Here is a 25,899-nt window from a genome sequence, read left to right as displayed (position 1 = left end):
GCTGGCGCGTGATTTCGGGTTTCAGCGCCCCGGCGAACGCAGAACGGACGACTCGAGCACGCGCAGCTGGTAGGCAATCTGATGGAGCTGCTGGGCCACGGTGAGCGTGGCGTTGGCGGGGCCGGTGTAGTGCATGGCGCTGGTGCGCGCCGCGTGCAGCTCGCCCTCCTTGCGCCTGCGCGGCCTGAGCGACGGCTTGCGGCGCACCAGGTGCATCAGCGACTGCACGGCCACGAAGGCGTCGTCGGTGGCGTCGCGCACCGCGGCAAGGGCCAGCTCCAGGTCGATGTCCCGCTGCAGCATCGCCTGCTCGACGAGGCCCGGCTTGTGCTTGCTGTTGTGGTTGTTCTTGGCTGCAACGCGCGTGCCTGCTGCGGGCGGCATTTTTTCTTTGAACATCAAGGCGCTGGCTCCTGACCCCATCCGTTTCACCGCCGGGCAGGTTAAGCCGAAAGACAACGTCGAAACTGAGCGTTTCTGAGCGCCCTGTCGCGTGCGGGCCTGCGGGGCGCGCTCTCAGGGACGGATCAGCGCCCTGGCGTGAAAGCAGTAGCCGGCATTGCGCGCGGTGTTCAGCGGCAGCGTGAGCCCGGTGGCCTCGCTGACCTTGCGCCGCAGCCGGCGTATCTGCGTGTCGAGGCGGCGCTGGTCGTAGCTGAGAAAGTGCTCGCCCAGCGCCGTCACGATCTGCTGGCGGCTGGCGATGTCGCCAGCATCGCGCATCAGCTCGTGCAGCACCGTGAGGTCTTGCTGCGACAGCGCGATGGGCGAGAAGCCCGGCGCCGACAGCCGGCGCGCGCCCAGCTCCAGCACCCAGGTGCCGGCCGGCACTGCGGCGGCCGTGTCGCCGAACTCCCCGGGCTCGCCGAGCCGGCGCGACAGCGCGGCCAGCGTGGCCGCGAGCTCGTCGAGGTCGGCGGTCTTGGGCAGGTAGTAGTCGGCGCCGATGTCCAGCCCCGCGACGCGGTCGCGCGCGCCGCCGCGCGCGGTGAGCACCACGATGCCCAGGCGCTCGCCGCGTTCGCGCAGCTCGCGGATCAGCACCAGCCCGTCGCCGTCGGGCAGGCCCAGGTCGACCAGCGCGATGCCGTGGCGGCGCGGGTCGTAGCGGCGCCTGAAGCCCTCGAGCGAGCCCTCGGCGTCCACACGGTAGCCGTTGCCCGCGAGGAACTCGCTCAACTCTTCGCGAAGCACGGCTTCGTCCTCCAGCAGGATCACATCACGCATGGGTGCAGGGTAGGGACAGGTGGCAATGTGAATCTGAGAATTTCTGAGCGCGCGGATTCTAGGCGGGCCACACCGATAATCCGCGCCGATGAAATGGCTCGCCTGGTGTCTTCGCGTGTGCGGCTTGATGGCCGCGGTGGCTCTCCATGCGGCGCACGCCGCGCCCCTGCAACTGGACCCGCGCGCCAGTGTCGACAGCCGCGGCCACCTGCGTGTGCTGCGCGATCCCGAGGGCCGCCTCGATGCCGACGAGGCCGCCGCCGCCACAGGCTGGCAGGCGATGTCCGGCGCGGTGAACGCGGGCTTCACCACCGACACGCTGTGGGTCCGGCTGGAGGTGCAGCGCCCCGCCGACGCGCCGGACCGGTGGCTGCTGCAGTTCAACAACGCGCTGCTCGACGACGTGCGGCTGTACCGCCGGGAGCCCGCTGGCGCACCCGGACATTGGCAGTTGATGCAGCGCGCGGGCGAAGACGCCGGCCGCGCCAGCTGGCCCGTGGACGCGCGCAACGTGCAGCTGCCCTTGCTGCTGGAGAACGCGGAGCCGACGGCGTTGCTGGTGCGCCTGCAGACCAAGAACGCCATGTCGACCACCATCGGCTTCGCGACGCCCGAGGTCTATGGGCGCGCGGCGCGGCACGAGTACTTCTGGTACGGGCTGGGGTTCGGCTTCGGCTTTCTGCTGATCGCGTTCCACTCGCTGTTCTGGCAGATGACGCGCGACCGGCTCAGCGGCTGGTACCTGCTGTACGTGAGCATCGCGCTGATGGTCGAGCTGCTCACCGCCGGCATCGCGCAGCAGATGCTCGCGATGCCGGTGTGGCTGTCGGACACGGCGCTGGGCCTGTGCATCTGCTGCGCGGTGGCGATCGGCATTCGCTTCTCCGCCATGCAGCTCGGCGCGGACGTGCGCTGGCCTGTCGCCACCCGCCGCGTGCAGCACGCGGTGACGATGCTGTGCGTGGTGGCCGCAGCCCTGGTGCTGAGCGGCCACAACGGCCCGGCCATGTTCGCGGTGCAGTCGACCGCCATGCTGAGCATCGTGTGCCTCCTGGCCGCGGCGCTGTGGCTGCTGCGCCGCGACCAAGGGCAGGCGCGCGCGTTCCTGCTGATCTTCGGCATCTACTACGCGGGCGTGCTGGTGAGCTTCCTGCGCAACATGGGCTGGCTGCCGGCCAACGCGTGGACCAACAGCGCCGCCGCCCTGGGCACCCTGCTCCACATGCTGCTGATGAGCACGCGCCTGAGCCGGCGCTACGACCAGCTGCGCCGCGACAAGGAGGCCGCGCAGGCGCGCGTGATGCAGATGGTCGGCAGGCACAACGACCAGCTCGAGGAAGAAGTGCGCCGGCGCACGGTCGACCTGCGCGAGGAGATCGCGCGGCGTGAAAGGCTCGAGGTCGACCTGCGCGCCGCGCTGGAAACCGAGCGTCGCGCCAAGCAGTCGCAGCTCGACTTCGTGGCGATGGTGTCGCACGAATTCCGCACGCCGCTGGCCATCATCAGCACCACCGCGCAGCAGATTGCCCGCAACCTCGACGCCGCGCGCGAGAAGACGCTGGCGCGCTGCATGAACCTGCGCGGCGCGGTGCAGCGCATGTCGGCGCTGGTGGAGGAATACCTCACGGCCGACCGCATGGACGCGGGGCACGCGCACTTTCAGCCGCGCCACTGCGAGCGCGACGAGTTGATGGAGCTGTTCGAAGACCTCGCCGCCGACTGGCCCGACGGGCGCATCGCGCTGCGCACGCACGCGCTCCCGGCGCGGCTGATGTGCGACCCCGGCTTGCTGCGGGTGGCATTGCGCAACCTGCTGGTGAATGCGGACCGGCATACGCCCGAGGGCGGCGTGATCGGGCTGGACGTGGTGGCGGATTTTGCAGGGCATGTGTCGGGGGACGCGTCGAAGGATGTGGGCGGCACCTTGCGCATCGGCGTGCACAACCCGGGCGACGCGATTCCCGCGGACGAGGTGACGCGGGTGTTCGAAAAGTACTTTCGCGGCCGCAAGGCGGCGCAGTCGCCCGGTGCCGGACTGGGGCTGTACCTGGTGCACCGGATCGCGCAACTGCATGGCGGCGATGTGCGGCTGGACAGCGCGGGGGAAGACGGACGGGTTCGTTTCAGCGTGGCATTGCCGGCGGGGCGGGACTGATTCGGGGCGACGTGCTTCTTTGATGGGGCACGACATTCGTGCCCTTCGATGGCTGGCGCTGGACCACCTTCGTAAATACACTAACGGGAGGCGCTGGCGCTATTGCAAGACAAACCCGTGGCCGATTTCTGCCATCTAGAATCCAGAACGCAGGCCGTTAGTGTATTTTCCGATATGGACACCCTCCCCCTCTTCGCCCGGCACACCGACGAAACCCATCGACTCGCGTTCGATCGCTGGCTTGCGGACCAGCGGTCCGCCGGTTCGCTACGGCAAACGGGCTCGATCGCGGTATACCGCGACATGTGGGGCAGCTTTGTCGCCTGGTGCCTGGGCCAGTCGCCGGCCGTCGACCTCGACACGCTGGACATGCGCGACCTCGAGGCCTTCCAGGCCGCGCGCTACGGCATGAAGGCCGCCGACCAGTCGCTGTCGCCGCGCCATGCATTGCGGCTGCTGCGGCTCATCGACCGGGTGCTGCGCCACCACGCGGCGGAGACCGGCGAGCCGCCGAACACCGCGGCGGCCGACTGGATCGCGGCGCACCCGGACATCCGCTACGCCGAATCGGCCCAGTCCGACCCGCTGCCCGACTTTCTGTCGGTGACCGAGGCGCGTCGGCTCATCAGTTTTCTTTCCGAAGCGCGGCCGCGGCCCGGCCTGTCGGGCCCACGGCGCGACGCGCACCGCGCCTTCAGCTGGCAACAACTGCGCAACCGCACGGCCGTGGCGCTGCAACTCGGCGGCGGGCTGGCACCCGGCGACGTGCGCGCACTGACCCTGTTCGCGCCGGTGTCGGCGGGCGGCCGGGTGCGCGACCGGCCCTGGAAGCTCTCGGTGCCGGGCAACGGCAACCTGCCGCCGCGCGAAACGCCCATTGCGCCCTGGGCCGGCGAGCTGCTGCAGCACTGGCTGCAGGTGCGCGCCGAGGCCCGCATCGCCGGCGACCACCTGCTGCCCTCGACCCTCAGCGGCAAGCCCTGGAGCAAGGAGGCGCACTACAAGGCGGCGCGCGCGGTGCTCGAGGAGGCCGGGGTGGAAGCCGCCGACGGCGGCTCGTTCCGGCTGCGCCACACCTTCGCGCTGCGCCAGCTGCGCCGCGGCACGCCGACGGAGCAAGTGGCGCGCTGGTTGGGCATCGACCCGGAGGCGATGAACAAGTACAGCCGCGTGGTGGTCGGGCCGGCCGATGTGATCTGAAGCGCGGGAAGCGTGGGAAGGGCAAGGAGGAAAAATCGAAGCGGCTCAGTGCATTCAGCGGCGCGGGCGACGGCCCTTTGAGTGCTCCTCCTACGGCTTCGGCCGCGGGCGCCGGTAGGGTTGAATGCTTCGAAACCGCAAGCTTGCCAACGGCACAGACCCATGAAATTTTCCGCTTCCAGCTCCCTCGTTTCCCGCACCTTGTTGCTCGCCGGCGTTGTCGCACTCGGTGCATGCGCCAGCAATGCACCCACCGCGAGCACCGCATCGGGGATCGACAACCAGCCCGACCCGACCATCCTGCTGGTGCCCGTGCGCATCCAGGACCCGGCGCTCGCCTCGGGTTGCTGGGCGCAGTTCTATTCCAAGCGCGACTTCCAGGGCGACTTCGTCACGCTGGTCGGCCCCGCCCAGGTGCAGAGCATGGACAAGGGAACCGCCAAGCAGCTCAAGCGCGACATCGACAGCGTGAGCGTCGGCCCGCGCGCCACCCTGGAGGTGTACGAGCACGCGATGTTCAAGGACCGCACCGTGAGCTTCGCCCCCAACAGCCGCGAAGGCGGCCTGGTGCGCAAGCTGGGCTTCGGCGGCCGCATCGAGGCGATGAAGCTGTCCTGCAGCTGACCGCGCAGGTCGCAGGCCAAACTGGAAAAGCTGGCATGAAGATCGCAATGCCTTCTTCATGCTTACATCCATCCAGAAAGCCAGCATCCTGCGAAAGAACGGCTTCGCGGTGCCGGATGCTCCCGCTGAACCAGAGCCGCTCGTGACGCCGGCGCCCGCCGTTTCGGAACCGGGCCCTGCCATGCAGGCTTGGCACCGGGTGATCGAGGCGCTGTTCGCGAGCTACGCGGCGGCACGCGCCGCGAAGAGCCTGCGCGACGCGCAGGAGAAAAGCCAGCTCGAGTGGTTGCGCCAGATGGCCAACGGCGGCGCGCCCCGGCTTCGAACCCATCGCGCCTGATCGAGCGCCTGTTCAAGCGATCAAGGCTTGCCGCGCCGCCAGGTGCGGGGTTCAACTCTTTTTCAGCGCCCCAACTCCATGGCCGCCTGCACCACTGGTCGCGCCCAGCCCGGCGTCGCGGCCAGCGCCGCCACATCGTCCGGCATCGGGAAAATCACCTTTCCCGCTTGCATCTCCAGCACCAGCACCGGATCGTCGATGTCGCCGCCGGGCGGGGCCTCCGCGCTGTTGTCGAACACCTGCAGCTGCGCCAGCTTCGGCAGCAGCTGGATCAGGTTGGCCCGCGACGCCACCCAGCGCTCGCGGATCTTGGTCTCCGGAATGTCATGGCCGCCGCGTGCCACCCTGGCGCGCACGCGGGCGATGTGCTGCTCGGGCGAAGACAGCCCGCAGAAGATCATCAGCACGTCGTGCGTGGCCGACGCACCGGCGAGCAGCGCGGGAATGGTGTTGGCGCCCAGCGTGGTCTCGAAGGCGTAGTTGGTGCCTTGCGCAATGGCCGCCTCCAGCCGTTCGCGGCCCAGGTTCCATGCGCGGGCGTTCGCGTCTTCGGGCGTGAGGCCGAGCTGCGCGATGAGTTCGCGGGCAAACGTGTCGGGGTTGAACCAGCTCAGGCCGTGGTCGGCGAGCAAGGCGCCGCCGACCGAGCTCTTGCCCGCCCCGTTGACGCCGGCCAGCACGAGGATGAAGGGACGGGGCTTGGGCGCCGTGCGACTGGCGCGAGGTGCTCGATCAGTGCGCGAGGTGCGCGGGGTGCGCGCGACACGTGCCGGGGCCGTCGCCATCAGAAGCTGTCACCCGCCTTGGGACGGCGCCCCAGCTTGCCCTTGGCCGCGAACAGGTTGCCCACCTGCTGCGCCGCGGCCGGTTCCTGGAGCGCGCCCAACCGCGCGTCGAAGCGGCGGCCGAGCTCGTCGAGCACCGACTGTTCGCGCGCCTTCACCGCCTGCGCGTCTTCCACCAGCTGGTTGTAGGTGGCCGCGGTGAGCAGCACCATTTCGACCGTCGAATGGTTGGTGACCGCCACGCTGCCGGATTCCTGCACCTGGCGCACAACCTCGCCCCAGCGGTTCTTCACGTGGGAGGCGTTCTGACGCGGCAGTTCTTCAAGGTTGCGCAAGATGGCTGACATGGGGTGCTCCTTTTGAAGCCATTATGGCAAAAATAGCCAGAATGGACAATTTGGGGCGCAGCACCCGATTCCACCCGGTTCCAAGACGGCGGCACGGCTGTTCGCGCGGCCCGATCTCCCACGCCACGTCGCGGCCTCGGCGCACGCCAGCAGCACCCGCCTGGCGCCAAGGTTTTCCCAGAACCAGAGAGGGCTACATGCGAGCGAAATGCCTATCGAATACCTGCTGGAAATCGAGAATGCGCCATTTCCCTTTCGCGTCGACGAACCGGCCGCGATCAGGTACATCGCAGTGTTGAAGGCGGTCGGGCTTGTGGAGGCCGAGATCTATCCGCCGCTCGACCTGTGCGCGCGTTTCGGCGACTACAAGCTGGCCGTGGTCTCGGGCATCACCGCGCAAGGGCGGGAAGAGCTGGGCCGGGAATGGGCGATGGCCTGACGCGCAACGGTCCCCGGTTCAGCTCAACCGGTCGGAGCGCAAGCGCTGGCGCTCGTCGGTCATCGAGCGCGCCGCCATGTACACCGCGCCCGCAGCCGCCAGCCCACCCGCGCCAGTCAGCAAGAACAGCAACAGGATCTGGTACTTGGCCGCCTCGATCGGGTCCATGCCCGCCAGCAGCTGCCCGGTCATGATGCCCGGCAGCGTGATGATGCCGGCGGCCGACATCTGGTTGACGAAGGGGATCATCCCGCGGCGAATCGACGAGCGCACCAGCTCCGCCAGCGCCTGGTGAATGGTTGCGCCGAGCGACAGTTGCGCCTCGATGCGCGCACGCCCCGTGGTCACGCCGTCGAAGAAGCTGTCCAGGCCCAGGCTGGCCGAGTTCAGCACGCTGCCCAGCACGATGCCCATCAGGGGAATGGCATAGCGCGGATCGAACCAGGGGTGCGGCTGGATGGCCGTCATCAGCGCCAGCACCACCGTCGCCACGCTCGACACCCCCACAGCCGCCGCGCCGATCGCAAAGTTACGCCCGCCCTTCAGCCGGTGCGAAGGCCGCACCGCCACCTCGCGCGCCGCAGCCAAGATCATCAGCACCACGATGGTTAGCGTCGCGGCCGGCGAGGCCGCGGCGAACACGAAGCGCAGCACCAGGCCCACCAGCAGCAGCTGCACCACCATGCGCGCCGCCGCCCACAGCACCTGGCGGTGCAAGCCCAGGTGCAGCACCAGCGAGGCGCCTGCGTTCAGCAGCACCAGCAAGGTGGCGAGCACCAGGTCGGTGGCGTCGAGGTGAATGGTGTTCATGCGGCGTTCACCTGTGGGTTCGGTTGAAGTTGCTGTACCAGCCGGCCCTCGACCATGTCGAACCGGCGGTGCCCGATGCGCTGCGCCTGTTCCACCGAGTGCGTGACCATCAGCACCGCCAACCCTGCCGCAAGCTGGCGCCCCAGGAGCGCCTCGACCGCCAGCGTGGTGGCCTGGTCGAGCGAGGCGGTGGGCTCGTCGAGCAGCAGCACGGCGGGCTTGCGCGCGAGCGACCGCAACAGCGCCAGCCGCTGGCGCTCGCCGGTCGAAAGGCGCGCGATGTCCGCTTGCAGGATGTCGCCAGTCAGCCCCACGTCGACCAGCCAGCCCGCGAGCACGTCGCGCATGTCGTCGGGGAAATGCCCGGCGACGGTGGGGCCCCACCACGCGGGCTCGGCCGCCTGGTAGATCACCCGCCGGCGCCATGCGGGGCCGGAACCGGCGTTGCGGTCGATGCCGTCGAGCAGCACGGTGCCCTCGCCGGGGTCGAGGTCGGCCACCAGCCGCAACAGCACGCTCTTGCCCGACCCCGATTTGCCGAGGATGCAGATGCACTCGCCGCGTTGCGCCTGCAGGTCGATGGCCGGGCGGCCCCGCGTGCTGAGCTGGCGAACCTCGAGAAAGGGTGCCGAGGCAGCGGGCGATCGGTCGAGCGATCGGTCAGGAGCTCCGTCGGGCAAGGGAACGGATGAAGCAAGGGGCCGCGGTTCGGTCATCGAGAGGAGCGCCTGGCGGCTGCGGCGGGATGGGCTGCGGATGCTACCCGCCCCGGCCCGGCCCAGTGGGGCACTCCAGTACCTTCGCGACTAGTACACGTCCCGGCGGTAGCGCCCCTCGGCGATCAGGTCGTCGAGCGCCGCGCGACCCAGCATGTGCGCGAGCGCGGCATCGACGCCGCCGGCCATGCCGCCCAGGCTGCCGCACACGAAGACCACGGCCCCATCGCCGATCCAGCGGCCCACGTCGTCCGACGCGGCGCGCAGCAGGTCTTGCACGTAGATGCGTTCGGGCTGGTCGCGCGAGAACGCGAGGTCCGCGCGCTCGATGCGCCCTTCGGCCTGCCAGTGCGCCACCTCGTCCATGAAGAACGCATCGTGCGCGCGCTGGCGCTCGCCGAAGAACAGCCAGTTGCGGCGGTGCCCCCGCTCCACGCGCGCGCGCAGGTGCCCGCGCAGGCCGGCATAGCCCGAGCCGTTGCCGATGAAGATGCAGGGCCGGTCGTCCGTCACCAGCTCGAAGCCGGGGTTGGCCAGCAGCCGCAGGTCGACTTGCGCCCCCAACGGCGCCTGCGCGGTGAGCCAGCCAGAAGCCACGCCGAGCCCGCCCGCATGGCGCGCCTGCCGCACCAGCAGCCGCAGATGCCCCTCGGTGCGCACCGATGCGACCGAGTAACGCCGCGGCGCCACGCCGGGCGCGGTGCGCACCTCGACCAGCGCACCGGGTTGCCAGTTCGGCATGCCGTCAGCCGTGGCCTTCAGTTCGATCTCGTAGAGCGGATGGCCCAGGCTGCCCGCGTTGAGCAGGCGGCGCGACGAGAGCGTCCATGCCGCGAACGGTTCGGCCTCGGGCGCGTCGCCGAACGCGAGGCCATCGGCATCGCCCAAACCCTCATGCGCACCGGCATATGCACCGGCATGCGATCCGTCATGCGCACTGGCCCGCGCGCCGCGCAACGCGCCCAGTTGCCGCCGCCACAAGGCCAGCGCACCGGCATCGCCGTTGTCCACCTCGACCATCTGGAACAGCGACTGCGCGCCGGCCGCGACCAGCGCATGGTCGAGCGTGTGGCCGAAGCCGCAGAAGCGCTCGTAGTGCCGGTCGCCCAGCGCCAGCAGGCCGTAGCGCAGGTGCGCCAGCGTCTGGTTGCCGGCCTGCGCGAGCCGCTGCGCAAAGCGCCGCGCCGCGTCGGGCGGGCCACCCTCGCCGAAGCTGCTGGCCACGATCAGCAGGCGCTGGTGGCTGCGCAGCTGCTCCGGGTCCAGCCGAGCCATCGATGCCACGGTGACCGGCAGCCCGGCCGATTCGAGCGCGGCGGCGCTGCGCATCGCGATGCCCTCGGCGGTGCCCGACTGGCTGGCGAAGGCGATGAGCACGCGCTCGGGGCCCGCGCCAGCTCCCGCTCCCGCGCTTGTGTCTGCGTCCGGCCGCGTGGTCAGCGCCAGCGCCGCCCGCTCGGCGCGCACCGTGCGCTTCTTGCGCCGGCGGCCCAGGTACAGCAGCCAGCCGGTCACCGAGAACACCGGCAGCATCAAGGCGGCCAGCGTCATCACGATGCGCCCCGGCAGGCCGAAGTAGGTGCCCATGTGCAGCGGGTAGATGGCGGCCAGGAAGCGCCCGCCGGCCGACTTGGCGTCGTGCCGTTCGTCTTGCGCCACCTCGCCGCCCGGCAGCTTCACCGTCATGCGGTTGCGCGCGCGCTCGTGCGCGGGCGCCATGTCGAGCCAGGTGAACAGCACCGACGGCGCCGCGCCCGAGGGCACGCGCAGGATGACCTCGCTCCAGCCGCCCGTCTGGCGTGTGCGCTGCTCGAAGGCGGCCCAGGCGGGCGCGACGTCCACCGCCGCGGCGTCATCGCGCGCCGTGTTCCTCGACATGTCGCGCGCCGCGTTGCGCACGCCGGGCGCCGGGCGTGCCTGCTGCGCGGCCACGCGCGGGTAGCCCGCCCATGCATCCACGCGGTCGCGCAGCCCGTCGAAGGCCCAGTACAAGCCGCTGGTGGTGAACACCACGTACATCAGCAGCGCGACGGTGCCCATCACCGAATGCAGGCCCCACAGGAACGAGCGCCCCTTCAGCGCGGGGTCGAAGGTGAGCCAGGCGCGCCAGTCGCCCACGCGGCGCGGCCAGCGCAGATACAACCCCGACAGCGACAACAGCAGCAACCCGCTGGCCAGCACGCCGGCGGCCACGCGCCCAGGTTCGCGCGGCAGCAGCAGCCAGCGGTGCAGCGACTCGACCCATTCGAAGAACGCCGCGCCCGCCAGCGGCGGCAGCGCCGCGCCCGTGTACGGGTCGACATACACCGCCTCGCCGCGCCGCTCGCCCTTGGGCGGCGCGAAGATCACGCGCGCCGCCGCGCCGGGCTCGGCGAACAGCGCGAGCGTGCCGACCTGCCGCTCGGGCCAGGCCTGCCGCACGGCGGCGAGCAGCTGCGGCGGCGCCAGCACCTGCCGTGCCTCCTGCACCGCCACATGGCGCCCGTGGGGGTTGAGCGCGTCGATGATTTCCTCGCGAAACGACAGCACCGCGCCGCTCAGGCCGATGACGATCAGCACCGTGCCGGCCGTGATGCCGATGAACCAGTGCAGTTGGAACCAGAGCTGGCGCAGCGAGGGAAATTTCATCTGATTGTTTTCAGCGGATGCCGACGGCCCAGTCGACCGCCGCGTCGAACAGCAGCCGGCCCGCGGGCGAAAGGTTGGTGAAGGTCTCGTTGCCGAGGAAGAACATCACGCGCCGCGCGGGCGCGAGCGACTCGTAGTCCATGGTGGCGCCCTTCTCGTAGCCGAAGATCGCCGCCTTGTCCGGCTGGCCGTACAGCGTGGCGATGGTGGTGGCCCCGAGGCCGGGCTTGCCCCAGCTCATGCCGGCCTGCTTGGTGTACACGTTGGTCACGCTGGCGGGCAGCCCCGCGGCCATCGGGTGCGGCGCGTTGACGAGCCACACGTAGCGCTCTTTCGCGGCCTCGCCGAAGTCGGTGTCGTGGCGCTTGCCGGTCATGGCAAGGTCGTCGAGCAGGTCGTTTTCCCAGGTGAGCAAGGGCACCGGGAGCTGCCGCCACGCCGGGCTCACGTCTTTCGCGGCGACGGTGGACGAAATGACGACCAGGTCGGCGTCGCTCGCCACCGCCGGCGCGGCCGCCTGGTCCTGCAACGCGACGGCGAAGCCGCGCGACTCGAGGTGGGCCTTGACCTTCTCGTCGACCGGCAGGTTCGGGCCGTCGCGCTGCACGAGCAGCACGACCTTACGGCTCTGGTTCGCGGGCTCGGCCGCGTGCGCAGTGCCGAGGCCGGGCTCAAGCGCAGCCACGAGGCCGCTCGCGGCCAGCAGGACCGCGGCGCGCCGGGTGAAAAGGAGCGCGCTGATGGAGCGGATGCGTCGCGTCATCTCAGAACTCGAAGGTCGTCAGCAACGACACCTGACGCGCATCGCCCATCGAGATGAAGTACGTGTTGGCCGCCGACGGGTAGTAGGTCTTGTCGAACAGGTTCTTCACGTTCAGCTGGAACTTCACCTTCTTGCCGTACAGCCGCGTGTCGTAGGTGGCGAAGGCATCGACCGTGGTGTACCCGGGCAGCTCGAAGCTGTTGGCCGAATCGCCCGCGCGCTTGCCCACGTGGTGCGCGCCCGCGCCCACGCGCAGCCGCCCTTCGCTGCCGAGCACCTGCCCGAAGTCGTACACCGCCGAGACCGACGCCGTCTGCCGCGCCACGTTCCACAGCCGGTTGCCGGCGTACAGCGGGTCTTCGGTGGTCTTGGCGTCGATGTAGGCGTAGCTGGCGATGGCGCTCCAGTTCTTGCCCAGCTGGCCCGCCACGTCCACTTCCAGGCCGCGCGAGCGGGCGGCGCCCGAGGTGCGCCAGTCGGTCAGCTTGGTCACGTCGTTGAACTGCGAGACCAGCACGTTGCGCTTGCGAATGTCGAACAGCGCCACCGTTCCGGTCAGCCCGCCGGGCATGTCGATCTTGGCGCCCATCTCCCACGACTTGGCCTCCTCGGGCTTCACCGAGGCGTCGAGCACATAGCCGCTGGAGAGCGGCGCGATGGTCGAGGCCGGCTTCAGCGACTGCGTGTAGCTGCCGTACAGCGACACCGTGTCGCTCCACTTGTAGATCAGCCCCACGCGCGGCAGCACCTTGGAGCCGTCGGTGTCGGTGTTCACCTTGAATGGGCGCCCGCGCCCCGCCAGCTGGCTCCAGGCCTGGTAGCGCAGCGCGGCCACGGCGATCCAGCGGTCGCTCAGGTGAATCGAGTCCTGCAGGAACAGCGACTGGTTGTGCAGCCGGTCGGTCTGGTCGCTGTCGCTGGCGGACACGGTGCTCGACGGCGCCTCCAGCCCGTACACCGGAAAGATGTAGTTGAAGGTGCGCGTGGTGGCCTGGCGCAGCAGGTCGGCGCGGTAGATGCGGCGGTACTCGGCGTCCCAGCCGAACTGCAGGTCGTGGCGCATGCCGCCCAGCTCGACCGTGCCGTCGACGTAGGCGGTGGCGTAGCTGTCGGTGCTGAGCGCGCCGTGCGTGGCGTCGTTGCTGCGCGCCAGCGTGCCGCGCGTGGTGTTGATGCCGTTCACGCGCAGCTGGTTGGCGTCGTACGCCTCGCGGTTGTAGCTGAGGTTCACGTGCCCGGCCCAGCCGCCGCCGAACTGGTGGTCGACCGACAGCTGCGCCAGGTGCGTCTCGCCGGTCATCTCGTTGAAGGGCTCGTCCAGCCGCTGGGTCTTGGGCAGCGCGAGCGGGCGCTGGGTGCGCGGGTCGAGCGCGGTGCCGCGGTCGAACGGGGTCACGTACTTGCGGTACTCGTACCAGAACACGGCCTGCGTGTCGTCGCCGTACCAGGCCAGCGAAGGCGCCACCAGCGTCTCGCGGTGCTTGCCGAAGTTGCGCCAGTAGTCTTCGTCCACGTGGTCGACCACGAGCCGGTACGCCAACCCGTTCTCGCCGATGGGGCCGGTGGTGTCCAGCGTGGCGCCGCTGCCGTCGCGCCCGCCCGCGTAGCCCGAGCCCAGCAGCGACAGCGCGGTGCGCTGGCGCAGTTGCGGCTTCTTGCTGACCACGTTGACAACGCCGCCCGGGTCCATCAGCCCGTACAGCAGCGACGACGGGCCCTTGAGCACCTCGACGCTCTCGGCCGCCGCGTTCATGCCGCGGCCCTGCACCAGCGGCATGCCGTTGTGCATGATGGAACCGTCGCGGTTGCCGCCGAAGCCGCGCTTCATGATCGTGTCCTGCGTGCTGGCCAGGGTGTTGCCCTGGTTGATGCCGCTCACGTTGGCCAGCGCGTCGTCGATGTTGCGCGGGCGCTGGTCGCGAATGACCTGCGCGGGCACCACGTTGACCACCTGCGGAATCTCCAGCACCGGCGCGGTGGTGCGCAGGGTCGATGCATCGGGCGTGGGCTGGTAGCGGTCGTCGGCGTCGGTGGGCACCGGCGCCGCGCGCGCCACCACGCGCACGGCGGGCAACGTGCCGTCGGCGTCTTCGCTGTCGGGGGCCGCGGCGGTGCCGACGAGCGGCACGGGCATGGCCTTGCGCAGCGTGAACTCGCTGGCGCCGCCCTCCACCGCCTCGAGCCCGGAGCCCGACAGCAGCGCGGCGAAACCGGCGCGCACCGTGTAGCTGCCCTGCAGGCCGCCGGACTTCAGGTCCCGCGTGCTGGTCGGGTCGAACGACAGCGCCACGCCCGAGGCGGCGGCGAAGCGGCCGAGCACCGAGGCCAGCGGGCCGGCGTCGATGCGGTAGGCCCTGGCGGCGGCAGCACCCACGGCGGCGCCCGTGGCTCCGGTGGCACCGGTGGCCGGCTCCGCGGCGTGCGCCGCGAGCGGCACCGCCAGCGCGGCCGCCAGCAGGCACAGCGCCTTTCGTACAGGGGTGGGAGACAGGTTCAGCTTCGGCACGGGCATTCGGGTTTCCTTCGGCAGGGAGGGCGGGCCCATGGCGCACGCGCCATGGTTCTGAGAGGTAGGCCGAACGAAACCGGAAAAGATGAAAGGTGCTGGAGAAAAAATTCGCAAATCAATCGAAACGGTGGCGCGATCAGGCCGGCACCAGCGACACCCAGTAGCGCGTGACGCTGCTCGCGCGCACCGGAAACGCGCGCGTGAGCACGGCCAGCGCCTTGTCGGTGTCGTCCAGCGGAAAGGCGCCCGACACCTTGATGTCGGCCACCGCCGGGTCGCACACCAGGCGACCGCGCCGGTAGCGCGACAGCTCGGCCACCACGTCTTCCAGCCGCCAGTCGTTGACCACCAGGCTGCCCTGCGTCCAGTCGGCGGCCGCGGCATCGGCGGCGCGCGGCGCGTCGATGCCGCTCGCGCCGAAGCTGGCTTGCTCGCCGGCGCGCAGCGTCACGACCTGACCCGGCCGCTGCACGGCGCGCAGTTCCACCGCGTCTTCCAGCACCGTGACCGTCGTGCGCTCGCCCTGCGTGCGCACCGTGAAGCGCGTGCCCAGCGCCAGGATGCGGCCCTGCGCGGTTTCCACCATGAAGGGGCGCGCGTCCTTGCTTGCGCGGGCGCGGGGTTTCGCGGTCTCGACGAGGATCTCGCCATCGCGCAGCGTCACGAGCCGGCGCGATGCGTCCATGGCCACGTCGGCGGCCGAGCGCGTGTTAAGCATCAGCCGCGAGCCGTCGGCCAGCAGCACCGAACGCTGCTCGCCGGTGCCGGTGTGGTAGTCGGCGAGCCACGCGCGCCAGCCGCCTTGCATGCCCTGCACACCCACGGTGTCGGCCACCTGCCAAGACAGGTACGCCAGCGACCCGCCCGAGGCCAGCACCGCCAGCCCACGCAGCACGCGGCGCCGGTCGATGCGCTCCGGCCGCACGGCGCGCATCGTTGGCGCGGCGATGTGCGCAGGCACGCGCTGCAGCGTCGTCTGCATCGCCGTGAAGCGCTGCCACGCGCGCTGGTGGTCGGGGTGCGCGCGATGCCAGCGCTGCCAGGCCTCGCGGTCGGCCTCGGTCGCCTCGCCGGAGCACAGGCGCGCGTACCAGGCGATCGCCTGCCGGCGGACCTCGGCATCGGCATCGGCATCAACGTCGGCCAGCGGGCGCAGGGCGATGTCGCCGTGGATGCCGCCATCGATGCCGCCGTGTTCGAAGGAGGCCTTCACGGCGCCAGCAGGTAGCAATGCTCCAGCGCCTTGAGCATGTAGTTGTTCACCGTGCGCACCGTCACGTTCAGCCGCCCGGCGATCTCGCGGTAGGTCAGCCCGTCGAGCTGCGACAGGATGAAGGCCTGGCGAATCGGCGGCTTCATGCCGTCGAGCATCGCGTCGATGGCGGTCAGCGCTTCCAGCACCAGGGCGCGCTCTTCGGGTGACGGCGCCTGCGGTTCGGGCAGCGCGGCCAGGGTCTGCAGGTAGGCGCGTTCGAGCGCGCGGCGGCGGTGAAAGTCGACCACCAGGCCGTGCGCGATGGTCGCGAGGTAGGCGCGCGGTTCGGTCGCGGCCACGGGCTCGGCCTTGCTCAGCACGCGAACGAAGGTGTCGTGCGCCAGGTCGGCCGCGTTGTGCGAGCAGCCGAGTTTCTTGCGCAGCCAGCCATGCAGCCACCCGTGGTGGTTGCTGTAAAGCGATTGCACTTCGTGCTGCAACACGAACTCGGCGGCCGGCATGGGTTCTGCACGCAGCGGGCACTGCGCCTTAATAAGAATGGTTCTCATTGTAGCGAACCGGAGCGCCGAGCCGTCGGCTTTGCCTCACACCCGCATTTGCCCATTTCACGGGCGCCGGATGTAGCTTCATGTAATTTCTTCGCACGCGCGCACGACCGTTGCGCCTACAAGAACGCCCGTGCCTCCGTGGAAAACTCGCGCCCATGCCGGAGACACACAACCTGGACCAGAACGGCCTCGCAGCCTTGGCCGCCGAATGGCGCCGACGCGCGCTGCGGGGCGATCACACCGCCCGCGGCATCGCGCATGCGCTGGAGGTCGAAGTGCGGCGCCTCACCGGGTCGCGTGCCGCACCCGCACACGACCTCGACACGCGCCACCTGGAGTTGCGCCAGGCGCGCGGCCCATGGTGGAAGCGCTGGTAAGCGTCGCCCTCCCCCCAATCCCCGCCAAAGAATTTCAGTCGTCGACGCCTTCTAGCGCACGTGCGTAGGAGGCTGCTTCGGCCGGCGTCATCGCGTCTTCGAGTGCCGCGAGTTCGAGCCGCTCGAAGTCGTGCGCGATCCACTCGAACATGTGCGAGCGCGGCATGTGCTCCAGGTCTTCCCCATCGCACCAGGGCTGCAACCGAGACGGCGCGCTGCTCAGCAGAAAGCGCAGGTACAACGCACGCGCGATGCGAACCGCAGCCGCCCGATCAGGGTCTTGCAGCGCATGCCGGCAAGCGGCCAGCTGCTGCTCGCAAGCCGCCAGTCGCGCCTGTGCCTGCGCGCACCCATGCGTGCCCACGTCGAGCGCGCGACATCGCGTGTCCTGCATGCGATGAAATTCGCACAGCACGCGCGCGTAGGCATGCTGTTGAAGGAGAAGAAGCGTGCGGTCCAGAAAACTCTCTTGCATGGTCAAAAGATATGAAGGTTTGCCGGCCGCCGCAGGCGTAGGACTTGGCGCAAAAAAAGCGCGCGACGATCCCCACGGCGCAAGGTCCGAGGGCAAACTCGCGACACGACCGCCCTCTTCCTAGCCTTCCTTGCCACTCCAGAAGCCCTCGATGCGCATCCGCGAACTCGCCACCGGCCTGCAATTTCCCGAAGGCCCGATCGCCATGGACGACGGCTCCGTGCTGCTCGTCGAAATCGCGCGTGGCACCCTCACGCGCGTGCGCGCCGACGGGCTGGTGCAGGTGGTGGCCGACCTGGGCGGCGGCCCCAACGGCGCGGCCATCGGCCCCGACGGTGCCGTCTACGTGTGCAACAACGGCGGCTTTCGCTGGCACACCGAGGCCGACGGCTGCCTGCGCCCGGTCGGCCAGGCCGACGACTACTCGGGCGGCCGCATCGAGCGCGTCGACCTTTCCACCGGCCATGCCGAGCGGCTGTACGACACGGTCGAAGGCGGCGCCCTCTGCGGGCCCAACGACATCGTGTTCGACGCGCATGGCGGCTTCTACTTCACCGACCTGGGCAAGACACGCGAGCGCGACATGGACCGCGGCAGCCTGTTCTACGGCCATGCCGGCGGCGGGGCCGCCCACGCCATCGCGCGGCCGGTGATGACGCCCAACGGCATCGCCCTATCACCCGACGGCCAGACGCTGTACTACGCCGAGACCGAAGGCGCGCGCCTCTGGGCCTTCGACATCACCGCGCCCGGCCGCGTGCGCAAGGACGGCTGGCCGTCGCCGCACGGCGGCCGCATGCTGTGCGCCTCGCCGGGCGGGCACTACCAGCGCTTCGATTCGATGGCGGTCGACGCCCTGGGCAACCTGTGCGTGGCCACGCTGCTGCACGGCGGCATCAGCATCGTGTCGCCCGACGGCGGCAGCGTCGAGCACGTGCCGCTGCCCGACCGCTACACCACCAACATCTGCTTCGGCGGGCGCGACCGGCGCACGGCCTACGTCACGCTGTCGGGCGGCGGCAGGCTCATCGCCATCGACGACTGGCCGACGCCGGGGCTGGCGCTGAACTTTGCGACCTGAGTGCGTCGGCCCGCACTGCACGCTCAGCCCGCGTCCACCCCTTTGCCACCCAGGTAGTGCTTGGGCGTCTTGCCCATCACGCGGCGGAACATCGCGGTGAAAGCGCTCGGGCTCTCGTAGCCCAGGTCCATCGCCACCGTGGTCACGGGCCTGCCCATGGCAAGCCAGCGCAGCGCCTCCATCAGCTGCAGCTGCTGGCGCCACAGCGTGAAGGTGATGCCGGTCTCGTCGCGAAAGAGCCGCGTCAGCGTGCGCCGGCCGAGCGCGCCGTAGCGGGCCCAGTACGCCAGGTCGCCCTCGCTGCCGGGCTCTTCGAGCAGCTTGCGGCAGATGCGCAGCAGCCGCACGTCGCGCGGCATCGGCACGTGCAGCGGCGCGCGCGGGGCGGCACAGATTTCATCGAGGATGAGCCGCATCACGCGCCCGTCGCGCCCCGCCTCGTCGTAGAGCAGCGGAATCTCGGTGGCGTCGATCACCAGCTGCCGCAGCAGCGGCGACACCTCGATCACGCAGCACTCGCCCGGCAGGTCGGGCGAGGCGTCGGGCTGGATGTACAGCGACCGGTTCGACACCGGCTGCCCGCGCGCATGCATCTCGTGCTCCACCCCGCCGGGCACCCACACCGCGCGGTTCGGCGGCACCAGCCAGGCCCCGGTGGCCGTGTGCAGCGTGAAGGTGCCCCTGACCGCGTACGCCAGCTGCGCGCGCGGGTGCGAATGCAGGGGCACGATCAGCGAAGGCTCCGGCTCGTGCTCGATCACGATCATCGACACCGGCCGCGGAATGGACTGGTACGCGTGGAAGGTGTTGGTGCGCATCATGTTGTTCGGCCTTTGCATCGTGGAAACCTGAACCAGAGCATCAACGCACCGCCGCCAGGGAAGGCGTTCAGGCCGTGGCCTTGCCGCGCAGCGCTCCGAGCAGCGCCACCGCGCGGTCGGTGCGTACGTCGTGCTCGGCCGCGAGTTGCTTGGCCACTGCATCGATCTCGTCGCCCGTGGCGCCCGCCACCAGCGCGATGTTGCGGGCGTGCAGCGCCATGTGGCCACGCTGGATGCCTTCGGTGGCCAGCGCGCGCAGCGCGCCCAGGTTCTGCGCCAGCCCGACGGCCACGGCGACTTCACCCAGCTCCTGCGCCGTCTTCACGCCGAGGATCTTCAACGACAGCTGCGCGAGCGGGTGCGTCTTGGTCGCGCCGCCGACCAGGCCCACGGGCATCGGCATCTCGATGGTGCCGACCAGTGCGCCGGTCTTGTCCTTCTCCCACGTGGTGAGCGACGTATAGCGCCCGCTGCGGCAGGCATACGCATGCGCGCCGGCTTCCACCGCGCGCCAGTCGTTGCCGGTCGCGACGATCACCGGGTCGATGCCGTTCATGATTCCCTTGTTGTGCGTCGCCGCGCGGTAGGGGTCCACGGCCGCGAAGGTGTAGGCGTCGAGCACGCCCTCGACGATTTCCTCGCCGCTGCGCTCCTTGGTCTTCAGCACCTCGGGCGTCAGCCGCACGCGGGCGCGTGCCAGCCGCAGGTCCGCCAGGTTCGACAGGATGCGCAGGCGCACCGTGCCGCCGGTGAGTTTTTCAACGAGCGGGGAAACAGCCTCCGCCATGGTGTTGACGGTGTTGGCGCCCATGGCGTCGCGCACGTCGACGATCAGGTGCATCACCACCATCGCGCCGCGCGGGGTATCGGGGAACACGTGCACCTCGATGTCGCGGCAACCGCCGCCCAGGCCGATCAGCACCTTGTCGCGGCTGTTCGCCACTTCCAGGATCTGGTCGCGTGCGCGCAGCAGCGCCTGCCGCGCACCGTAGGGGTCGCCCACGCCGAGTACCTGAACCTGCGCCCGCATGATCGGCCCGGTGCTCGAGGCCTCGAAGCCGCCGCCTTCGCGCGCCAGCTTGGCCATGAACGAAGCGGCGGCTACCACCGAGGGCTCCTCGACCACCATCGGCACGAGGTAGTCGCGCCCATTGACCTGGAAGTTGCCGCCGATGCCGAACGGCAGCTCGAAGGTGCCGATGACGTTTTCGATCATGCCGTCCGCGCGCGACAGCGCCAGCGCGCCGGGCGTCTTCAGCAGCGTGATGTCGTCGGCGGTGAGGCTAGCCGCGGTCGCCAGATGGTCGAGGCGCTGCGCCGGCGTGAGGGCGCGAAAGTTGGGAAGGCGGGAGTCTTGAACCATGTGATGTCCTGAATCAACGGGTGGATGAAGGGGTATCCGGAGACGAACCTGAATGAGCAGCTGCCGCGGAGCGGTCGCGCGACATGAAGCGGCGCAGCCCGTCGCGCGCTTCCTCGCTGGTGAAGGCGCGCTGGCCGAGCACGGCCTCGCGGCGGAAGGCTTCGTCGAACGGCAGGTGGCCGAGCGTGAGCGCCGCCTCCTTGATGACCGACACGGCCACCCGCCCCTTCTTCGCGATGCCGCGCGCATACGCGAGCGCCACCGCCTCCAGCTCGCCGGGCGGCACCACGCGGTTCAGCAGGCCCATCTCGGCCAGCCGGCGCGCGGGAAAGCGCTCGGCCGTCAGCATCAGCTCCATGGCCAGCGCGTACGGAATCTGCCGCACCAGCCGCACCAGCGTGCCGCCGGCCGGGGTGAAGCCCATCGAGGCCTCGGGCAGCGCGAACACCGCGGTTTCGGACGCCACGCGAATGTCGGCGGCCAGCATGATCTCGAAGCCGCCGCCCATGCACAGCCCGTTGATGGCGGCCACCACCGGCTTGTGGAAGCCCGCCTGCTTGATGTGCGCGCCGTCCCATTCCGAAATGTCGAAGCGGCCCTCGGCCAGCGCGGGAATCGATTCGCCCAGGTCGGCGCCCACGCAGAAGGCGCGCTCCCCGTTGCCGCCGAGCAGCACCACGCGCACCCGCGGGTCGTCGTTGGCGCGCACGAAGGCCTGCGCCAGCGCGTCGTACATGGCGAGCGTGAGCGCATTGAGTTTGTCGGGCCGGTCGAAGCGCACGTGCGCGATGCCTTCGTCGTCCACCGCGTAGGTGATGCCCATCAGATGACCCCCTCGGCCACATAGCGGTCGTAGTCGGCTTCTGCAACCTGCAGCCAGCCCTTCAGCACGACCTCGTTGTGCTCGCCGAAACCCGGCGCGCTGCCGACCGCGCGCGCCGGCGTGGCCGACAGCTTCATCGGGCTGCCGAAGGCCTGCACCTGCGCGCCGTCGACCTGCGTGGGCACGAACATCTCGCGCGCCTTCAGGTGCGGGTCGGCCACCACCTCGGCGATGGTCTTGATGGGGGTCACCGGAATGGTGTCGCCCGCCATGGCCTCCAGCTCGGCCTTGGTGTGGCGCGCGCACCAGCCCTGCACGATGGGTTGCACGCGGCGCGCGTAGGTGTGCGCGTCGAAGCGCTTTTCCATGCTGTCGATCTCGGGGTCGTCCAGCAGCGCGGGCTCGCCGAAGATGCGGCACGCCTCGCGCCAGAACTTGTCGGTGTAGGCACCGAAGAACACGAAGCCGTCCTTGCACGCGTACTGGCCGTAGGGCCGCACGAACGGGTGGTCGTTGCCCAGCGGCTCGCCGACCACGCCGTCGACCGTGTAGTTGACGACGGCGTGCTCGGTCAGCGTGACCACCGCGTCCTGCTGGGCCACGTCGACCCACTGCCCTTCGCCCGTGCTGCGCGCGTGGATCACCGCCGACAGCGCGGCAATGGCCGCATAGAACGAGGCCGACAGGTCGCCGATGATGGTGCCCACCCGCAACGGCGCCTTGCCCTTCTCGCCGTTGATCGACCACAGCCCGCCGGTGGCCTGCGCGCTGTTGTCGTAGGCCGGGCGGCGCGAGTTGGGCCCGGTCTGCCCGAAGCCGCTGATCGACACGTACACCAGCCGCGGGTTGACGGGCTTAAGCGCCTCGTAGCCCAGCCCCATGCGCTCCATGGTGCCGGGGCGGAAGTTTTCCACCAGCAGGTCGGCCTTGGCCACCAGCTCGCGCAGCAGCGCGCGGCCCTGCTCCGACTTCAGGTCCAGGCTCACGCCCAGCTTGTGGCGGTTGTATTGCGCGAAGAAGGCGCTGGCCTTGCCGCTGTCGCCCTGCACGAAGGGCGGAAAGGTGCGCACGTAGTCGGGCTCGGCGGGGTTCTCGACCTTGATCACCGTGGCGCCCAGGTCGGCCAGCATCATGGTGCAGTAGGGCCCGGCCACCACGCGGGTCACGTCGATCACCACCAGGCCGCGCAACGGCCCCTCGCCGAGCGGCAGCGCCATCGTTTCAGTACTCACTTGTGTGTTCTCCATGGGATGCGGGTGCGGTCTCTCGGTGATGTGCGGCGTGGGCGGCATGGGTCTCAGCTTCGGATACCGCGCCGCGCTCGATGTACAGCGTGCGGCTTTGCACCGCGTCGAGCAGCGACGCGTTCGACTCGGTCACCACCACGCACAGCCGCGGGTGCGATGCGCGCAGGGCGCGCAGGGCGTCGCCGTACTGGCGCGCCAGCGCGGGCGCCAGCCCCTGGAAGGGCTCGTCCAGCAGCACGAAGCGCTCGCCCACCATCAGGGCGCGCGCCAGCGCGACGATCTTTCCCTGGCCGCCGGACAGCGCCGCGCCCGAGCGCGCGAGCATGGGCTCCAGCTGCGGCACGCTGGCCAGCACGGCGTCGATGCGCTTGCGAATCTCGGCACTCGGCAGCCGCAGCACCTCGCACGGCAGGCAGATGTTCTGCTGCACGCTCAGCGTCGGCAGAATGACGCGGTCTTCCGGCGCGTAGCCGAAGCCGGCCGCGGCGCGCCGCGACGCGGGGCTGCGCGTGATGTCTTCTCCGTCGAGCAGCAGCCGGCCCGAGCGTGGCGCCACCAGGCCCATCACTGCGCGCAGCAGCGTGGTCTTGCCCGCGCCGTTGCGCCCCACCACGGCCACCGTCTGGCCGGGCGCGAGTTCGAGCTGCACCCCGCGCAGCACCGCGTGGCCCGCCAGGTCGATGTTCATGGATTCGATGCGCAGCATCAGCGCTCTCCCAGTACTTCGCGACGCACCAGCGCGTCGGCGAACACCTGCGCGGGCGGCCCGTCGGCCGCGATGCGCCCGTCGATCCACGCGGCCACGCGCGTGGCGTAGCGGCGCACGATGTCCACGTCGTGCTCCACGAACCAGCTGGTCACCTGGCGCTGCTGCAGTGCATGCATCAGCGTGCGCATGACGCCGTGCTTGTCTTCGGAAGACACGCCGCTGGTGGGCTCGTCCATGATGACCAGCTTGGGCTCCAGCATCAGCGCGATGCCCACGTCGAGCAGCTTGCGCCGGCCCTCGGGCAGCACCAGGGTCGGGTCGTCCGCATGGTCCGCGAGCTCGACCAGCTCCAGCATCTCCGACACGGCGCGCTGGTCGGCCGCGCGCGACAGCGAGGTCCAGCGTGACAGCCGCCCCTGCCGGCTGACCGACGCCAGCTCCAGGCACTGGCGCACCGTGTGGTCGAGGAACAGCTGCGGCAGCTGGAACGAGCGGCCCACGCCCAGCCGCGCGATCTGCCGTGGCCCCTTGCGCGTGATGTCCTGCCCCTCGAACAGCACCCGGCCGCTGCTGGGCTTGATGTAGCCGGTGCAGATGTTGATGAAGGTGGTCTTGCCGGCACCGTTCGCGCCGATCACGGCCAGGTGCTCGCCGCGCGCCAGTGAAAAGTCGATGCCGTCGGCCGCGGCGATGCCGCCGAAGCGCAGCGTGAGCGCCTCGGTGCGCAACAGCTCGGGGGTGTGCGTGGCGCTCATCGGGCCTCCTTCATCGTTGTCCGGGTCAAGGCCGATGTCGACGAAGCTGTCTTGTGCGCGGACGACGTCGGCGTCGCGGCCTTGCGGCCCCGCCGGCGCCAGCCGACGATGCCCTGCGGCGCGAAGAAGATCACGGCGATCAGCGTCACGCCCAGCAGGCTCTGCCACGCGTCGGTGAACCAGGCCGCGGCGGCCAGCTTGATAAGCTCGAACACCGCCGCGCCCAGGAAGGCGCCCACCGCATGGCCCGAGCCGCCCAGGATGGCGATGAACACGTACTCGCCCGAGCGTATCCAGTAGCCGCTCTCGGGCGTGACCAGGCTCTGCACCAGCGCCAGCAGCGCGCCGGCCAGGCCGACCAGCCCGGCGGACAGCACATAGCCCTGCGCGAGCACCGAGCGCGCCGACAGGCCGATGTATTCGAGCCGCGTCTCGTTGGTGCGCATGGCCACCATCACCTGGCCCGCGCAGGAGTCGAAGTAGCGCTGCACCAGCCACGCGACGCCGACCGCCAGCACCAGTGCCAGCACCAGCATCGCCAGCTCGAACTGGCCGCGCTCCAGGGCCATGCCCAGCAGCGCGGGCCGCTCGAAGCGCAGGCCGTCGGTGCCGCCGGTCCATGCGTAGAGCTTGCCGGCCAGCGAGAACAGCACCATCGACAGCCCGAGGTTCAGCATGCCGAAGAAGATGCCGCGGTAGCGCGACACAAAGGCCGCCACCAGCGCCCCGACCACCACGCTGGCAAGCACGCCCGCCGCCACCGCGAGCAGCCCGTCGACGCCCGGAAAGGCGCGCACGGTAAAGGCCGCCGCATAGCCGCCGATGGCCGCGTACATGGCATGCCCGAAAGACACCTGGCCCGCGCGCATGAGCACCGTGAGCCCGAGCGCCGCCAGGCCGAAGCACAGGAAAGTGATGATCGGCATGCGCGACCAGGGCCACGCCCAGCCGGCGCCGAGCAGCAGCAGCACGGCGAGCGCCACGCCCGCCACGGCGGTGAAGGAGGATGAAGCGCGCATCAGATCCTCCGCGCCACGGTGGCCGAGAACAGCCCGTGCGGGCGCACCAGCAGCACCGCCACCATCATCAGGTAGGACATCACCACTTCCAGCTCGGGCAGCGTGTACACCGCGAGCGAACGCGCCATGCCGATGAGCACGGCGGCCACCAGCGCACCGGTGATCTGACCCAGCCCGGCGGTCGCGATGACGGCGAACGAGGTCACGATCATCTCGGCCCCCAGCCCCGGCACGAACGAGGTCATGGGCAGCGACAGCGCACCGCCCAGCGCGCCGAGCACGCCCGCCAGCGCGAAGGTCAGCGTGCCCACGCGCGCCGCGTTGATGCCCAGCGCCGTCGCCACTTCGCGGTGGTGGATGACCGCCACGATCTGCCGGCCCGCCACCGAATGCTTCAGCAGGAACTGCAGCCCCGCGTAGGCGAGAAGCGCCACGCCGGGAATGAACAGCAGCTGGTAGTTCATGAAGGTCACGCCCAGCAGCTCGGTGGTGCCCAGGCGCGTCGCCAGGTCGCCCGCGTTGACGGGCGTGGCGCCCCACAGCATGCGCTGCACGTCCTCCAGCACCATGAAGGCCGCGAAGGTCACGAGCAGTTGCAGCACCGGGTCGCGGTCCTGAAAGTGGCGCAGCAGGCCGCGCTCCAGCAACGCGCCCAGGCACCCGCCCACCACGGCGGCGGCGACGAACAGCGCGGCCACCAGCACGAAGGTCGACGCCGTGTGCGGCAGCAGCCAGCCCAGCAGGCTGGCCGCGCTGTAGCCGCCGAAGGCATAGAGGCTGCCGTGCGCCACGTTGATGACGCCGAAGACGCCGCATATCAGGGTCAGGCCCAGCGAGATGAGAAACAGCAGGCCCGCGTACGACAGGCCGTCGACGGTGGCGAGCAGGAAAAGAGTCGGGTCCATGAACGGTCGGCGTCTCG

At 70.2% G+C, this 25,899-nt stretch carries 27 protein-coding genes; 7 read left to right on the top strand and 20 right to left on the bottom strand.

The genetic code is table 11. From position 1 onward, the window contains the following. Positions 1–21: 21 nt before the first annotated feature. Positions 22–399: a hypothetical protein gene (locus tag QTI51_RS20530; RefSeq protein ID WP_132749050.1), complete on the bottom strand. Its 378-nt coding sequence runs from the start codon at positions 397–399 to the stop codon at positions 22–24. 117 nt (positions 400–516) lie between these two features. After that, positions 517–1,227, bottom strand: a complete 711-nt coding sequence (locus tag QTI51_RS20525) for a response regulator transcription factor (RefSeq protein WP_286515419.1) — start codon at positions 1,225–1,227, stop codon at positions 517–519. 88 nt (positions 1,228–1,315) lie between these two features. Here QTI51_RS20525 and QTI51_RS20520 point away from each other — a divergent pair, with 88 nt between their 5' ends. The 4 genes from QTI51_RS20520 to QTI51_RS20505 all read left to right on the top strand — a co-directional run bounded on the left by QTI51_RS20520 (position 1,316) and on the right by QTI51_RS20505 (position 5,546). Continuing rightward, positions 1,316–3,382 carry a sensor histidine kinase gene (locus QTI51_RS20520; protein ID WP_286515417.1) on the top strand — a complete coding sequence of 689 codons (2,067 nt, stop codon included), beginning with the start codon at positions 1,316–1,318 and terminating at the stop codon, positions 3,380–3,382. 303 nt (positions 3,383–3,685) lie between these two features. Next, positions 3,686–4,582, top strand: coding sequence for a tyrosine-type recombinase/integrase (locus QTI51_RS20515; RefSeq protein WP_286515416.1), 897 nt, complete (start codon positions 3,686–3,688; stop codon positions 4,580–4,582). A 162-nt stretch (positions 4,583–4,744) separates the two neighbouring features. Then, on the top strand, positions 4,745–5,206 hold the full coding sequence (locus tag QTI51_RS20510) for a beta/gamma crystallin domain-containing protein (protein ID WP_286515414.1): 462 nt from the start codon (positions 4,745–4,747) through the stop codon (positions 5,204–5,206). A gap of 181 nt (positions 5,207–5,387) precedes the next feature. Continuing rightward, the gene (locus tag QTI51_RS20505; protein WP_286547640.1) at positions 5,388–5,546 is read left to right on the top strand and encodes a hypothetical protein; all 159 of its coding nucleotides are present in this window, start codon (positions 5,388–5,390) and stop codon (positions 5,544–5,546) included. A 62-nt stretch (positions 5,547–5,608) separates the two neighbouring features. Here the strand turns inward: QTI51_RS20505 and QTI51_RS20500 are convergent, their stop codons facing one another. Beyond that, the gene (locus QTI51_RS20500) at positions 5,609–6,331 is read right to left on the bottom strand and encodes an ATPase (protein WP_286515412.1); all 723 of its coding nucleotides are present in this window, start codon (positions 6,329–6,331) and stop codon (positions 5,609–5,611) included. After that, a complete protein-coding gene (locus QTI51_RS20495) occupies positions 6,331–6,678 on the bottom strand; it encodes a type II toxin-antitoxin system prevent-host-death family antitoxin (protein ID WP_286515410.1) in 348 nt (115 codons plus the stop codon). Before QTI51_RS20495 ends, QTI51_RS20500 begins: the two co-directional genes overlap by 1 nt. Before the next feature lie 208 nt (positions 6,679–6,886). On the opposite strand from QTI51_RS20495, the gene QTI51_RS20490 reads away from it, so the two are divergent. Then, positions 6,887–7,117 carry a hypothetical protein gene (locus QTI51_RS20490; protein ID WP_116913199.1) on the top strand — a complete coding sequence of 77 codons (231 nt, stop codon included), beginning with the start codon at positions 6,887–6,889 and terminating at the stop codon, positions 7,115–7,117. An 18-nt stretch (positions 7,118–7,135) separates the two neighbouring features. Here QTI51_RS20490 and QTI51_RS20485 read toward each other — a convergent pair whose 3' ends face one another. The 7 genes from QTI51_RS20485 to QTI51_RS20455 form a co-directional block, all read right to left on the bottom strand. Continuing rightward, positions 7,136–7,927 (bottom strand): ABC transporter permease, encoded by a 792-nt coding sequence (locus QTI51_RS20485; RefSeq protein WP_286515409.1) that lies wholly within the window; start codon positions 7,925–7,927, stop codon positions 7,136–7,138. Further along, a complete protein-coding gene (locus tag QTI51_RS20480; protein ID WP_286515407.1) occupies positions 7,924–8,643 on the bottom strand; it encodes an ABC transporter ATP-binding protein in 720 nt (239 codons plus the stop codon). The genes QTI51_RS20485 and QTI51_RS20480 overlap by 4 nt, the downstream gene beginning before the upstream one ends. Positions 8,644–8,733: 90 nt before the next feature. Then, positions 8,734–11,271: a PepSY domain-containing protein gene (locus QTI51_RS20475; protein WP_286515405.1), complete on the bottom strand. Its 2,538-nt coding sequence runs from the start codon at positions 11,269–11,271 to the stop codon at positions 8,734–8,736. Between the two features lie 10 nt (positions 11,272–11,281). Continuing rightward, the gene (locus tag QTI51_RS20470; RefSeq protein ID WP_286515403.1) at positions 11,282–12,034 is read right to left on the bottom strand and encodes a hypothetical protein; all 753 of its coding nucleotides are present in this window, start codon (positions 12,032–12,034) and stop codon (positions 11,282–11,284) included. A gap of 1 nt (position 12,035) precedes the next feature. After that, positions 12,036–14,546, bottom strand: coding sequence for a TonB-dependent siderophore receptor (locus tag QTI51_RS20465; protein WP_286515401.1), 2,511 nt, complete (start codon positions 14,544–14,546; stop codon positions 12,036–12,038). Between the two features lie 133 nt (positions 14,547–14,679). Then, positions 14,680–15,756, bottom strand: coding sequence for a FecR domain-containing protein (locus QTI51_RS20460; protein WP_286515400.1), 1,077 nt, complete (start codon positions 15,754–15,756; stop codon positions 14,680–14,682). Beyond that, positions 15,753–16,259 (bottom strand): sigma-70 family RNA polymerase sigma factor, encoded by a 507-nt coding sequence (locus tag QTI51_RS20455; protein ID WP_286515399.1) that lies wholly within the window; start codon positions 16,257–16,259, stop codon positions 15,753–15,755. The genes QTI51_RS20460 and QTI51_RS20455 overlap by 4 nt, the downstream gene beginning before the upstream one ends. A gap of 203 nt (positions 16,260–16,462) precedes the next feature. Between QTI51_RS20455 and QTI51_RS20450 the strand changes: the two genes are divergently transcribed. Further along, complete coding sequence (locus QTI51_RS20450) at positions 16,463–16,684, top strand: hypothetical protein (RefSeq protein ID WP_116913206.1); 222 nt, start codon at positions 16,463–16,465, stop codon at positions 16,682–16,684. A gap of 34 nt (positions 16,685–16,718) precedes the next feature. Here QTI51_RS20450 and QTI51_RS20445 read toward each other — a convergent pair whose 3' ends face one another. Further along, entirely contained in the window at positions 16,719–17,159 is a 441-nt protein-coding gene (locus tag QTI51_RS20445; RefSeq protein ID WP_286515398.1) for a hypothetical protein, read from the bottom strand. 151 nt (positions 17,160–17,310) lie between these two features. Here QTI51_RS20445 and QTI51_RS20440 point away from each other — a divergent pair, with 151 nt between their 5' ends. Then, complete coding sequence (locus QTI51_RS20440) at positions 17,311–18,240, top strand: SMP-30/gluconolactonase/LRE family protein (protein ID WP_286515738.1); 930 nt, start codon at positions 17,311–17,313, stop codon at positions 18,238–18,240. Between the two features lie 23 nt (positions 18,241–18,263). Here QTI51_RS20440 and QTI51_RS20435 read toward each other — a convergent pair whose 3' ends face one another. Genes QTI51_RS20435 through QTI51_RS20400 form a run of 8 tightly spaced genes read right to left on the bottom strand, consistent with a single transcriptional unit; the run spans position 18,264 to position 25,882 of the window. Then, complete coding sequence (locus QTI51_RS20435; RefSeq protein WP_286515397.1) at positions 18,264–19,079, bottom strand: AraC family transcriptional regulator; 816 nt, start codon at positions 19,077–19,079, stop codon at positions 18,264–18,266. Positions 19,080–19,128: 49 nt separating this feature from the next. Next, on the bottom strand, positions 19,129–20,424 hold the full coding sequence (locus QTI51_RS20430) for a hydroxymethylglutaryl-CoA reductase, degradative (protein WP_286515395.1): 1,296 nt from the start codon (positions 20,422–20,424) through the stop codon (positions 19,129–19,131). 13 nt (positions 20,425–20,437) lie between these two features. Next, a complete protein-coding gene (locus tag QTI51_RS20425; protein WP_286515393.1) occupies positions 20,438–21,247 on the bottom strand; it encodes an enoyl-CoA hydratase/isomerase family protein in 810 nt (269 codons plus the stop codon). Then, positions 21,247–22,479 carry a CaiB/BaiF CoA transferase family protein gene (locus tag QTI51_RS20420; protein WP_286515392.1) on the bottom strand — a complete coding sequence of 411 codons (1,233 nt, stop codon included), beginning with the start codon at positions 22,477–22,479 and terminating at the stop codon, positions 21,247–21,249. Before QTI51_RS20420 ends, QTI51_RS20425 begins: the two co-directional genes overlap by 1 nt. Continuing rightward, on the bottom strand, positions 22,469–23,200 hold the full coding sequence (locus tag QTI51_RS20415) for an ABC transporter ATP-binding protein (RefSeq protein ID WP_286515390.1): 732 nt from the start codon (positions 23,198–23,200) through the stop codon (positions 22,469–22,471). The genes QTI51_RS20420 and QTI51_RS20415 overlap by 11 nt, the downstream gene beginning before the upstream one ends. Continuing rightward, a complete protein-coding gene (locus QTI51_RS20410) occupies positions 23,200–23,958 on the bottom strand; it encodes an ABC transporter ATP-binding protein (RefSeq protein ID WP_116913213.1) in 759 nt (252 codons plus the stop codon). Before QTI51_RS20410 ends, QTI51_RS20415 begins: the two co-directional genes overlap by 1 nt. Beyond that, positions 23,955–24,977: a branched-chain amino acid ABC transporter permease gene (locus QTI51_RS20405; protein ID WP_286515389.1), complete on the bottom strand. Its 1,023-nt coding sequence runs from the start codon at positions 24,975–24,977 to the stop codon at positions 23,955–23,957. Before QTI51_RS20405 ends, QTI51_RS20410 begins: the two co-directional genes overlap by 4 nt. Further along, on the bottom strand, positions 24,977–25,882 hold the full coding sequence (locus QTI51_RS20400) for a branched-chain amino acid ABC transporter permease (protein ID WP_286515388.1): 906 nt from the start codon (positions 25,880–25,882) through the stop codon (positions 24,977–24,979). Before QTI51_RS20400 ends, QTI51_RS20405 begins: the two co-directional genes overlap by 1 nt. Positions 25,883–25,899: the final 17 nt, after the last annotated feature.

Origin of the sequence: Variovorax sp. J22G73 (genome assembly GCF_030317035.1) — a bacterium.
In the GTDB taxonomy this organism is placed as follows: Bacteria; Pseudomonadota; Gammaproteobacteria; order Burkholderiales; family Burkholderiaceae_C; genus Variovorax.
This window is presented reverse-complemented; position numbering and strand designations above follow the sequence as displayed.

Coding starts and splice junctions, on each gene's coding strand:
- QTI51_RS20530 (WP_132749050.1), bottom strand. CDS start 399: ATGTTCAAAGAAAAAATGCCGCCCGCAGCAGGCACGCGCGTTGCAGCC.
- QTI51_RS20525 (WP_286515419.1), bottom strand. CDS start 1,227: ATGCGTGATGTGATCCTGCTGGAGGACGAAGCCGTGCTTCGCGAAGAG.
- QTI51_RS20520 (WP_286515417.1), top strand. CDS start 1,316: ATGAAATGGCTCGCCTGGTGTCTTCGCGTGTGCGGCTTGATGGCCGCG.
- QTI51_RS20515 (WP_286515416.1), top strand. CDS start 3,686: ATGTGGGGCAGCTTTGTCGCCTGGTGCCTGGGCCAGTCGCCGGCCGTC.
- QTI51_RS20510 (WP_286515414.1), top strand. CDS start 4,745: ATGAAATTTTCCGCTTCCAGCTCCCTCGTTTCCCGCACCTTGTTGCTC.
- QTI51_RS20505 (WP_286547640.1), top strand. CDS start 5,388: ATGCAGGCTTGGCACCGGGTGATCGAGGCGCTGTTCGCGAGCTACGCG.
- QTI51_RS20500 (WP_286515412.1), bottom strand. CDS start 6,331: ATGGCGACGGCCCCGGCACGTGTCGCGCGCACCCCGCGCACCTCGCGC.
- QTI51_RS20495 (WP_286515410.1), bottom strand. CDS start 6,678: ATGTCAGCCATCTTGCGCAACCTTGAAGAACTGCCGCGTCAGAACGCC.
- QTI51_RS20490 (WP_116913199.1), top strand. CDS start 6,887: ATGCCTATCGAATACCTGCTGGAAATCGAGAATGCGCCATTTCCCTTT.
- QTI51_RS20485 (WP_286515409.1), bottom strand. CDS start 7,927: ATGAACACCATTCACCTCGACGCCACCGACCTGGTGCTCGCCACCTTG.
- QTI51_RS20480 (WP_286515407.1), bottom strand. CDS start 8,643: ATGACCGAACCGCGGCCCCTTGCTTCATCCGTTCCCTTGCCCGACGGA.
- QTI51_RS20475 (WP_286515405.1), bottom strand. CDS start 11,271: ATGAAATTTCCCTCGCTGCGCCAGCTCTGGTTCCAACTGCACTGGTTC.
- QTI51_RS20470 (WP_286515403.1), bottom strand. CDS start 12,034: ATGACGCGACGCATCCGCTCCATCAGCGCGCTCCTTTTCACCCGGCGC.
- QTI51_RS20465 (WP_286515401.1), bottom strand. CDS start 14,546: ATGCCCGTGCCGAAGCTGAACCTGTCTCCCACCCCTGTACGAAAGGCG.
- QTI51_RS20455 (WP_286515399.1), bottom strand. CDS start 16,259: ATGCCGGCCGCCGAGTTCGTGTTGCAGCACGAAGTGCAATCGCTTTAC.
- QTI51_RS20450 (WP_116913206.1), top strand. CDS start 16,463: ATGCCGGAGACACACAACCTGGACCAGAACGGCCTCGCAGCCTTGGCC.
- QTI51_RS20445 (WP_286515398.1), bottom strand. CDS start 17,159: ATGCAAGAGAGTTTTCTGGACCGCACGCTTCTTCTCCTTCAACAGCAT.
- QTI51_RS20440 (WP_286515738.1), top strand. CDS start 17,311: ATGCGCATCCGCGAACTCGCCACCGGCCTGCAATTTCCCGAAGGCCCG.
- QTI51_RS20435 (WP_286515397.1), bottom strand. CDS start 19,079: ATGCAAAGGCCGAACAACATGATGCGCACCAACACCTTCCACGCGTAC.
- QTI51_RS20430 (WP_286515395.1), bottom strand. CDS start 20,424: ATGGTTCAAGACTCCCGCCTTCCCAACTTTCGCGCCCTCACGCCGGCG.
- QTI51_RS20425 (WP_286515393.1), bottom strand. CDS start 21,247: ATGGGCATCACCTACGCGGTGGACGACGAAGGCATCGCGCACGTGCGC.
- QTI51_RS20415 (WP_286515390.1), bottom strand. CDS start 23,200: ATGCTGCGCATCGAATCCATGAACATCGACCTGGCGGGCCACGCGGTG.
- QTI51_RS20410 (WP_116913213.1), bottom strand. CDS start 23,958: ATGAGCGCCACGCACACCCCCGAGCTGTTGCGCACCGAGGCGCTCACG.
- QTI51_RS20405 (WP_286515389.1), bottom strand. CDS start 24,977: ATGCGCGCTTCATCCTCCTTCACCGCCGTGGCGGGCGTGGCGCTCGCC.
- QTI51_RS20400 (WP_286515388.1), bottom strand. CDS start 25,882: ATGGACCCGACTCTTTTCCTGCTCGCCACCGTCGACGGCCTGTCGTAC.